General features: G+C 67.3%; 9 protein-coding genes. 4 read left to right on the top strand and 5 right to left on the bottom strand.

The annotated features are described in order from the left end of the window. A partial coding sequence (gene bioD, locus G6017_RS07665) for an ATP-dependent dethiobiotin synthetase BioD (RefSeq protein ID WP_182616770.1) occupies positions 1-508 on the top strand: 508 nt, incomplete at its 5' end. Here bioD and G6017_RS07670 read toward each other — a convergent pair. The 4 genes from G6017_RS07670 to G6017_RS07685 form a co-directional block, all read right to left on the bottom strand. Further along, positions 496-1,134 (bottom strand): Fic family protein, encoded by a 639-nt coding sequence (locus tag G6017_RS07670; RefSeq protein ID WP_182616771.1) that lies wholly within the window; start codon positions 1,132-1,134, stop codon positions 496-498. The two genes, bioD and G6017_RS07670, sit on opposite strands and share 13 nt — an antisense overlap. A 4-nt stretch (positions 1,135-1,138) precedes the next feature. Then, complete coding sequence (locus tag G6017_RS07675) at positions 1,139-1,336, bottom strand: antitoxin VbhA family protein (RefSeq protein ID WP_182610248.1); 198 nt, start codon at positions 1,334-1,336, stop codon at positions 1,139-1,141. A 123-nt stretch (positions 1,337-1,459) separates the two neighbouring features. Further along, the gene (locus G6017_RS07680) at positions 1,460-2,938 is read right to left on the bottom strand and encodes a glutamine synthetase beta-grasp domain-containing protein (protein ID WP_182616773.1); all 1,479 of its coding nucleotides are present in this window, start codon (positions 2,936-2,938) and stop codon (positions 1,460-1,462) included. Between the two features lie 57 nt (positions 2,939-2,995). Further along, a complete protein-coding gene (locus G6017_RS07685) occupies positions 2,996-3,976 on the bottom strand; it encodes an LLM class flavin-dependent oxidoreductase (RefSeq protein ID WP_182610250.1) in 981 nt (326 codons plus the stop codon). Positions 3,977-4,283: 307 nt separating this feature from the next. Here G6017_RS07685 and G6017_RS07690 point away from each other — a divergent pair, with 307 nt between their 5' ends. The 3 genes from G6017_RS07690 (at position 4,284) to G6017_RS07700 (ending at position 7,470) form a co-directional block, all read left to right on the top strand. Then, positions 4,284-5,462: a phosphotransferase family protein gene (locus tag G6017_RS07690; RefSeq protein WP_182610251.1), complete on the top strand. Its 1,179-nt coding sequence runs from the start codon at positions 4,284-4,286 to the stop codon at positions 5,460-5,462. 74 nt (positions 5,463-5,536) lie between these two features. Continuing rightward, on the top strand, positions 5,537-6,637 hold the full coding sequence (locus G6017_RS07695; RefSeq protein ID WP_182616774.1) for an Rv3169 family protein: 1,101 nt from the start codon (positions 5,537-5,539) through the stop codon (positions 6,635-6,637). Positions 6,638-6,906: 269 nt separating this feature from the next. Continuing rightward, entirely contained in the window at positions 6,907-7,470 is a 564-nt protein-coding gene (locus G6017_RS07700) for a very short patch repair endonuclease (RefSeq protein ID WP_347237962.1), read from the top strand. A gap of 283 nt (positions 7,471-7,753) precedes the next feature. Here G6017_RS07700 and G6017_RS07705 read toward each other — a convergent pair whose 3' ends face one another. Further along, positions 7,754-9,343, bottom strand: coding sequence for an IS1182 family transposase (locus G6017_RS07705; protein WP_182616794.1), 1,590 nt, complete (start codon positions 9,341-9,343; stop codon positions 7,754-7,756). Positions 9,344-9,445: the final 102 nt, after the last annotated feature.

Here is a 9,445-nt window from a genome sequence, read left to right on the forward strand (position 1 = left end):
GCCGCAGGCGACGCTCGACGACCTCCTCGGGCCGATCCGGCGGTGGCTCGACGTCGCCGACGCCGGTTCCTCCGAAGCCTCCGCATCTGCTGAGGAGCCCGCCACCCCGACCGGCCGCCTCGACCTGATCGAGGGCGCCGGTGGCGTGCTCGTGCGCCTGGGCACCGACCTCACGGTGCTCGACCTCGCCCGGTCACTCGCCGCCCCGGTGGTCGTGGTGGCCCGCGCGGGACTGGGCACACTGTCCGAGACCGAGCTCGCGGTCCGCGCGATCGAGTCAGCGGGACTCCGGTGTGCCGGGATCGTGATCGGCTCGTGGCCGTACGAACCGGACCTCGCCGAGCGCCTCAACCTGGAGGATCTGCCCCGACTGACCGGGGTCCCGGTGCTCGGCCGGGTGCCCGCGGGGGCAGGTCGGCTAGAGCCCGCGGAGTTCGCCCGTCTCGCGCCGGGGTGGTTCAGCGATAGGTTTCTTGCTTCGCTTCCAGAAGAGAATCAGTATTCGTAGGCGGGATCTGAATCGATGATCCTCGCGAACATGTTCTCCATCGGTGCGAGGTCACCCGCGGATCTCGCTACATGGCACGCATTGTGCAGTTCAACCGAATCAGTTCGCTGCCAGTCCAACCCGACGCCAGTCTCGGACAGCAGTAGATCGAAGAACTCACGCGTTGCGCGTCCAGTCCCTTCACGGAACGGATGCGCAAAGTTGACGTAGTCGTATAAGTGGGCAATTTCCCGGAGAAGATTCTCTGGCGGGATGCCCGCCAGTCGGTTCGACTCCCATACTCTCCGGGCCACGTATGCCATCGGCCGTGGGATATCGAGTGGTGGACAGAACGACTCGCGACCTTTCTCGATGCCCACAGTTCGTAGATCGCCCGCCCAGGCGTAGACATCCTGAAACAAGTGGCGGTGGATCGCCTGGAAGAACGCCAGGTCGTACGTTCGCTCACCCAAGAGCTCTGGGACTTCTCGGAGCTCGATGAGCCGCGCTTCGACAAGATCGTTCTCCGCGTCTCGGAGATCACCAACAACGGAGATATTCAGCTTGTTCCTGAGCACTGTAGTACCGGGAATGAAATACCCGGACCAATTCCGTTCATGGCTCCCTGAATCCCACGGGTGCGGCACTCGGCTAGGAGATGTTGTACCGGCGGCGGACGCGATCCCCCAGCTCGGAGGCACTGATGGTGCCACGCGCATATGCGAGCTGGTCAGCTCGCGTGGCGCTCGTGCTAGTGGCCCCTTCCAATTCTGAAGTGCGGCGAATAGACCGAATCGCGCGGACGCGTCGCTGAGTACGCTGAGCCCTCGTCGTCCCGTCACCTTCCATGGCTTCGAGGATAGTCGACGGTTCAGACACACTGCGTCGTACCGCCATACAGAAGGCGTCGTCACCACGTCCTTTCATCGCCCGCCGGGCCACTAGCCGAGTCCAGCCGCGTCACGGCGGGACTCACCCCACGTGCCAGTGGCGGCGGATGAGCTCCTCCCGTGCGGCCTCGTCGTCCGCACTCTTCCCGCCCGGCGTGTCGTCGTCGGCTTCGCGCAGGCCCGCGAGCAGGGCGTCGATGAGCTGCTCGGGGAAAACACCGTCGGCTTCGAACACCCCACGCTCGGCCTCCAGCACATCGGCCGCCTCCGCGCACGAGGTGGGCAGTTGCTCGAAGTCGTCGTTGTCGTCCGCCTTCAGCCGCTCGGCCTGCTCCAGGCTCCCGGGGTCGTTCAGGCCGCGCGTGGCCGCGACGGCCATCCCGGCCAGGAGCAGGTGGACGTCGGCCGAGCCGTCGCCGAGTCGCAGCTCGATGGTCTGGGGGTGTGTGGCGGGCTCGGGGACGGGCTCGGTGTTGCCGGGATTGGCGTGGGCCACCATGTCGGCCAGCACGTCGCCGCCCCAGGCCAGTGGGACCCGGACCAGACCGGTGCGGTCCTTCTCGCCCCAGCAGATGTCCTCGGGCGACTCGTCGCCGGCGGTGAACCGCAGGTAGGACGTGGGGACGGTGTTGCCGAACGCGGCCAGCGCCCTGGCCGCCGAGAGGTAGCCGGCGATCAACCGTCGCCCGGTGTCGTTGATCCCCGCCTTGGTGACGACGGTATTGGTGCCGTTTCGTACCAGTCGGCTGTGGACGTGCAGACCGTTCCCTGCGCCCTCGCCGCTCACCAGCGGCGCAAAGGTCGCCTCGAGGCCGTGCGCGTAGGCGACCTCGCGCACCACCCATTTGGCCAGGACGAGGTTGTCGGCAGCCTGCTCCAGGGGCACGGGCTGGAGCTCGATCTCGTGTTGGACCAGCTGACGGTCTTCCTCGAGGATGTTGCCGACCTCGCCGTGGGCGTACTTCAGCGGCACCCCCATGGAGGAGAGGTGACCCAGCACCTGCTCGCGGACCCGCTCGTGCTTGGAGAAGGGGCCCGACTCCTGGTACCCGCGCTCCTCCTCCACGGGGAAGAGCGCCTCTGGCTGATTGACGAGGTAGTACTCCAGCTCGCCGAAGGCCTCGAGCGTCATGCCGGTCTCCTGCGTCAGCACCTCGGCGGCGCGGCGCACGACCTGCTCGCGCGCGTACGGCAGCGGCGTGCCGTCCTCGCGGTAGAAGGAACACAGCACGTCGAGCGAGGTCCGCTCGCCGAAGGGGTTGAGGAAGGCGGTGCGGTGGCGCGGGACGATGTAGACGTCACTGGCGTCGGTGTCGGTCCCGGGGAATACGCTCGAGCCGTCCACGCGCTCTCCTCGCGTCAGAACCTCGTGGAGGTGCTGGCGGGAGTTGATGGGGAAGGCCAGGGTCTTCAGACGGCCGTCGCCGCCGACGTAGCGCAGGTTCACCTGCTCCAGTCCCAGCTCTTCGACCGCCCGGACGAGGGCGTTCGCGGTGAACTCCGCCGAAGGCATGCCGAGCAGGCGGACGAGGGGGTGGGGTTCGAATGCGTCGATGGCCATGCCTCGTTCTACCAGCGCCGCGGCGCAGTCCCCACCGGACTCAGGACCAATCCAGTTTCAGAACCACAGCTCGGCCAGCAGCTCGATCGACCGGTTCCGCACCGCCGGGTCGAACGCGTAGGTCACGGTGATCAACTCGTCGGCGCCGGTGCGCTCGACGAACTCGTCCAGCTGCGCCTTGACGGTCTCCGGCGATCCCACCGCGCTGATCTCGAGCATCCCGGGCGAGCTGCCGGCGAACTGCTCCGGGTCGACGGGCGGCTGGATCTTGCGCCGCCGCCCCGCCCGCAGGTCGAGGAACATCTGCTGAAGGGTCGTGAACTGTCGCTGCGCCTCAGCGTCAGTGTCGGCGACGATCACGTTGATCCCGGCCATCACCTGGGGCGTGTCGATGCGCGCGGTGGGCGCCTCGGTGCTGAAGGACTCCCGGTAGACGCGGATGGCGTCGTCGATCTGGTCGGGCGCGAAGTGCGAGGCCAGCGAGAACGGCAGCCCCAACTGACCGGCGATCGAGGCGCCGTTCACGGTGGACCCGAGCACCCAGATCGGCACCTCCATGCCCTGTGAGACCGACGAGAGGATCGGGGTGCTGTGCGCGGTACCGGTCTCGCCGAACCACGCCTGCAGGTCGTAGATGTGCTGGGCGAAGGCCTGCGGCTCGGCCGACGACCGGCTCAGTGCCTGGGCGGTCATCCCGTCGGTTCCGGGGGCGCGGCCCAGGCCCAGGTCGATGCGGTCGCCGTGGAGGTTAGCGAGCGTGCCGTACTGCTCGGCCACCATGAGCGGGGCGTGGTTGGGCAGCATCACGCCGCCGGAGCCCACGCGGATGTTCTCCGTCACCGAGGCCGCCTGCGAGATCAACAGTGCCGTGGCGCTGGACGCGAGGTTGGGGGTGTTGTGGTGCTCGGCAAACCAGAGCCGGTGGTACCCGAGCCGGTCGGCGAGGCGCGCGGACTCCATCGAGGCGGCGATGCCCTCCCGGGCGGTCGAGCCGTCGGAGATGGAGACCAGGTCGAGGATGCTCAAGGGGATCGACAACTGCACACCTTTTTCTGCGTTCACTTCTGGGAGTTCGAGCCGGCACGACCCGCGCTCCGAGGCTACCGACGCGAGCCGTTCGGTGACGGATCACCGATCCCCTGTCCGCCCCGCCCCACCCCCGGGGTGGTGGCGCAGGGCGGCCCGTCTCTACGCCTGAATATGACGACGACGACGGGCGCGTCCCCTCCGCCGGGAACGGCCCCGGGCTTGCGCGTTTCGAGTTTCTCTCTATGTGCCGTGGGTCACACTGGGCCGAGTGCGGGTATCGCCCGCGCGGCAGGTCCGCACGAAGGGTCCCGACCACATGACTGACCACGCGACGCCGGCGACGTCCACCGAGTCCACTTCCACACCGACGCGTTCAGATGAACCGCTCAACCAACGAATCACCTCCGGCGAGGCCGACCTCGATGAGTTCCGCGAGCGCCTGACCCTCTGGTTGGCCGGCCGGGACGAGGTGGACTCCGACGCCGGGGTCGAGGTGTCGGCGGTGAGCAGGCCGGAGAGTTCGGGGATGTCCAACATCTCGGTGCTCTTCGGCGCCGCCTGGACCCCGGCCGGTTCGGCCGAGCGCCGGTCCGCGCAGTTGGTGGCACGGATGTGCCCACAGGACGACGCGTTTCCTGTGTTCCCCGTCTACGACCTGCAGACACAGTTCGACGTAATGTGGGTGGTCCGCGAGAACACCGACCTGCCGGTCCCGCGCGTCCGCTGGCTGGAGCAGGACCCGGCCGTTCTCGGCACGCCGTTCCTGGTGATGGACCGGGCCACCGGGCGGGCGCCGGTCGACAACCCCCCGTACGTCTTCGACGGCTGGCTCCTGGAGATGGACCCCGAACAGCGACGCCAGCTGCAGCGGGAGTCCATCGCAGTGTTGGCCGCGATCCACCAGATCCCGGCGCCCGCCGAACTGGTGTCCTCGCTCGCTCCCGCGCCCGGCATGAGTGCGCTGCGCGCCCACGTGGACGAACAGCGGGCCTATTACGAGTGGACAACCCGCGAGGACGGGTTGACGATCCCCGTCATCGACCGAGCCTTCGACTGGATCGAGGCCCACTGGCCCGACGAGACCAGCCCGGACGCCCTCAGTTGGGGCGACGCGCGGATCGGCAACATTCTCTACGAGGGGACGCGACCGACCGCCGTCCTGGACTGGGAGATGGCGACCATCGCGCCGCCCGAGGTGGATCTGGGGTGGTTCCTGTACTTCCACGACGTGTTCCAGGAACTCGCGGTGGCCTTTGACTTCCCCGGGATTCCGGACTTGTTCAAGCACCGCGAGGTCATCGAACAGTACGAACAGCTGACGGGTTCGACGGTCCGGGATCTGCCGTTCTACTACGTGTACGCCGGGCTGCGGCAGGCCGTGATCCTCTCGCGGATCACTCGTCGTCGTATCCACTTCGGTGAACAGGAACCACCACCCCACCCGGACGAGTACGTCCTGCACCACACCAAGCTGGCGCAACTCATCGCCGACTGACCTCGCCCGCCGGACCCGCACCCACCAGCCTCTCCCCCACCCCGCCAGCGTTCGTCTACTGCCCGAGGATCCACGTGAAACCCACCCCGCTCGACGAGTTCCCCGTCCACCAGACGCCGCTGCCGATGGCGCAGGTGGGCACGAGCGATCGGAACTTCTACGACCGCTACTACTTCAACGCGCACGACCGCACCGGCGAGGTGTTCCTGGTGACCGGGTTCGGGGTGTACCCCAACCTCGGCGTGGTGGACGCGTTCGCGACGGTGCGCCACGGCGACACACAGCGATCGGTGCGGTTCTGCGACGCCCTCGGGTCGCGGTCGCTGGAGACGACCGTGGGCGGGTACCGGATCGAGGTGATCGACCCGCTGCGGTCGTTGCGTCTTGTCTGCGAGCATCCGGACCTGTCGATGGACATGACGTGGGAGGGGTCGTTCGACGCAGTACTCGAGGACCGGCACGTCCTACTGGAGGGCACGCGCGCGATGCTGGACGCGAGCCGCTTCGCGCAGGTGGGCAGCTGGTCGGGGACGCTCTCGGTCGACGGCCGTGACTTCTCCGTCGACCCCGACGTGTGGCTGGGCACCCGCGACCGCTCGTGGGGGATCCGCCCGAGCGGCGAGTCCGATCCCCCGGGCCGGTGGGCCGCCGAACCGCGCGAGGGGTTCTGGTGGACCTACATCCCGCTGCGCTTCGACGACTACGCGATGGTCGTGATCCTGCAGGAGAGTCCCGATGGGCACCGCACGCTGAACCACGCGAGCCGGGTGTTCGCCGATGGGCGGATCGAGCAGCTGGGCTGGCCGTGGCTGGAGGTCGACTACCGCAGCGGCACCCGGCATCCGGAGTGCGCCCGGCTGCACCTGACCACGCCTCGCAGTGAACCGTTGTTGTTGGAGGTCGAGACCCTGGGCGGTGTCCCGCTGAGCATGGGCGCGGGCTACGTCGGCGACCCGGCGTGGTCACACGGTCGCTGGATGGGCCGCGAGTGGAGCGAGTCCGTCACCTACGACATGACCTCCCCTGACGTGGTGGGCATGCTGCCGTTTAACGTCGTGGACCACGTGGCCCGCGCGACCTGCAACGGGGACGTGGGTTGGGGTCTGTTCGAACACGCCAACATGGGCCGGCACGATCCATCGGGGTTCGGCGGGTGGAGCGATATGGCGGGGTAATGGAACGGCTCACCTACTCACCACTCGAGCCCCTCAATAACACGTCGGCCAACAGCACCGCGGCCCCTTCTCGGACAACACGGGCGAATGCGCGGGTCACGGTGATGTGCTTCTCGGCGCCTGCACCGTCCTCGTAATCCCCCGGCTCCACCTTGATCGCGCAAGCCTCCCCCGCGGGGCTAGAGAATCCCGGGCAGGATCCAGAGCGCTTAGGACCGCTCTGAGAGCCACGTCCCACATTCAGGCATGTACCTTCGTGTGCAGCAAGGGTGACCCCGTCATTCGACGAACTGGCCCGCCAGTTTGACGGCTCGTTGCATACCCGCAAGCACGCAAGTAAGACCACAGAAGGCAAGACCGTTATCCATCGAAGCAGGGAGTATCCCATCGTTGAGACGTCCCCGCCGACTTCCCCGTCCTCGGAGGTCCGGAGACGGATGCGGCGCCAAAAGACATCCGGAACCCGATGCGAGATTGCCGTCCGCAAGATCCTTCACCGCCGCGGCGTGCGGTTCCGCGTCGACTTCCAACCGAACCCTGCTTTGCGAACCCGAGTCGATATCGGTTGGAAGAACATCAGACTCGCGGTTTTTATCGACGGGTGCTTCTGGCACAAGTGCCCTGACCACTTCGTAGCACCGAAAACCAATACGGAGTGGTGGGAAGCAAAGCTAAACGCCAACACGGAGCGGGATGCGCGGATCACTCATCAACTAGCAGAGCAAGGCTGGGAGGTTCTTCGATTTTGGGAGCATGAGGATCCCCGACATATAGCGAGTGAGATCACCAGGCTCCGCGACGAACGGTCCGGCGAGGCGATAACATCGCGCTGAGGACTGCCTGGCGTTCATGTTTCGCCACATCAGTCCAACCGACACACGTATGGCAATCTCCTCCGCGCACCAACCCCTCGGCCAGAACCGCTTACCCCTAGGAGACTGCTGAACAAGCTGTGATCTTGGCCGCGAGAGCGGTGGGCGGGGTGGGGGCATGGCGGTGTGGCTTTTTCGCGGCTGCGGGGGCTGAGGTATCTGGTCCGGAGATGGGATCTGGCCGGTGGCCGCGGGTCGTGTTCGGCGGTCTGCCGGGGCGGGAGTCCTCGCCCGGGCGGGCTGGTCAGGCCAGGGCCCAGGTTCCGTTCTGGTGGGTCAGGCCCATCGAGAGCAGTCGGCGCAGGTTCAGGGCGGCAACGCGGTGGTGGAGCCAGTTGTTGTTCTTGTCGACCCCGCGGTACGGCACGCGGCGAGCGCCTCGGGTCAGCCAGGCGATCGAGCGTTCCACCATCGGTCGGTGCTGGCGGTAGACGGTTTGGAAGTCCTCGCCGCTGGCGCGTTGGCGGTGCTGGCGTTGCAGCAGGTGGTGCTCACCGAGTTCTACTTTGCGGCCGGCGGCTGAGGTGGTGCATCGCTGGCGCAGGGGGCAACCACGACACGCCACGCCGAACGTGGCGTTGCCCTTCGCCGAGAGCCGTCGCGTGATGTTGCCGGGACAGGTCAGCGTGCCCGCCGCCGCATCGAAAGTGAAGTCATCGAGGGTGAACCCGCCCTCGACCGCGGGCCGTAGCGGCCACGGCTTAACCAGGGGCAGCCATCCTTTACCGGCGAGGGTGCCCAGCATGTCGCCGCTGGCATAGGCGGAATCGCCGAGCACCTCGATCTGCTCGCCGGCGCCGATGGTGGGATCGGCGGTGACCAGCCCCGCACCGACCGCAGCATCCGAGTTGGCCGGGCCGTTCGTCTTGGTCAGCGAGCACATCGTGGTCAGGCCGGTGTCGGGTTCGACCACGATGTGGGCCTTGAACCCGTCTTGGCGGCGTTGTCGGGTCTTGTGGGCGTGCCGGGCATCGGGGTCCACGGTGGAGATCACCCGATCCGGCGCGGTGCGGCGGGCGATACGCCACCGCCCGTCAGTGCCATCAGAACCGTCGGCCGGCTCGACGTCCTGGCCGGCCACCAACGCCAACAGCGCCACCGCCTCGGCCGGTCTGCCCCCGGCGGCGGTGATCGCCTCCACATCCAGAGCCTCAAGCAGTGCCAGAGCATCGCCCACCAGGGCGGAAACGAGCTCGTCCCGGGCAGCCTGGTCATCCCAGGCGATGCGGGGCTTACCGGCGACGGTGTAGTCCTGCCCGCACAGCGCCGCCAACCGGGTGCACTCGGTGGAGATAAACTCTCTCGCCCCGGGCACCTCGCGGCCCACCCGGCGGATCTGCGCGATGAGCTGGGCGATCGTGTCCTGACGGGCCACCGCGTCATCCAGGACCGTCGAGTCCAGGGCGCGGCGGGTCTTGGTCTTGACCGCACCGGTCTCGGCGATGACCTGGCGTACCACCTCGAAGATCCGCTGCGGTCGGTCACTGGCGGCCAGCCGGCGCCGCCAATACGTCAACGTCGAGGAGTCGAAACCCTTCGCATCGACCGCGTACCCGCAGGCGGCTTTCCACCGCAGGTCGAATGTCAACGCATCGACCGCCTCCCGATCGGAGTGCCCGAACAGGGCTTGCAGCACGATCACCGAGGCGATCACCTCACCCGGGATCGAGGGCCGGCCCCGGCCAGAGGGAAACAGGTCGGCGAACAACTCGTCCGGGAACAGGCGGTCACGATGCTCGGCCAGCAACGCGAACACACTGCCGGGCTCGAGCAGATGCCCCGCCACCGACTCCACATCCAACAGTTCCCGCTGCCGATCCGACTCACCCTGCATGAGACACTTCATTTCAATGCCACCCCAACCCCGCGGGCCGGACACGCACTTTGTTCAGCAGTCTCCTAGCCGTCACCAGTAGTGCCCCATAGAGTGGTGTAA

Origin of the sequence: Dietzia sp. B44 (assembly GCF_014145245.1) — a bacterium.
Classification (GTDB): Bacteria; Actinomycetota; Actinomycetes; order Mycobacteriales; family Mycobacteriaceae; genus Dietzia; species Dietzia natronolimnaea.

Coding starts and splice junctions, on each gene's coding strand:
- G6017_RS07675 (WP_182610248.1), bottom strand. CDS start 1,336: ATGGAAGGTGACGGGACGACGAGGGCTCAGCGTACTCAGCGACGCGTC.
- G6017_RS07680 (WP_182616773.1), bottom strand. CDS start 2,938: ATGGCCATCGACGCATTCGAACCCCACCCCCTCGTCCGCCTGCTCGGC.
- G6017_RS07690 (WP_182610251.1), top strand. CDS start 4,284: ATGACTGACCACGCGACGCCGGCGACGTCCACCGAGTCCACTTCCACA.
- G6017_RS07705 (WP_182616794.1), bottom strand. CDS start 9,343: ATGCAGGGTGAGTCGGATCGGCAGCGGGAACTGTTGGATGTGGAGTCG.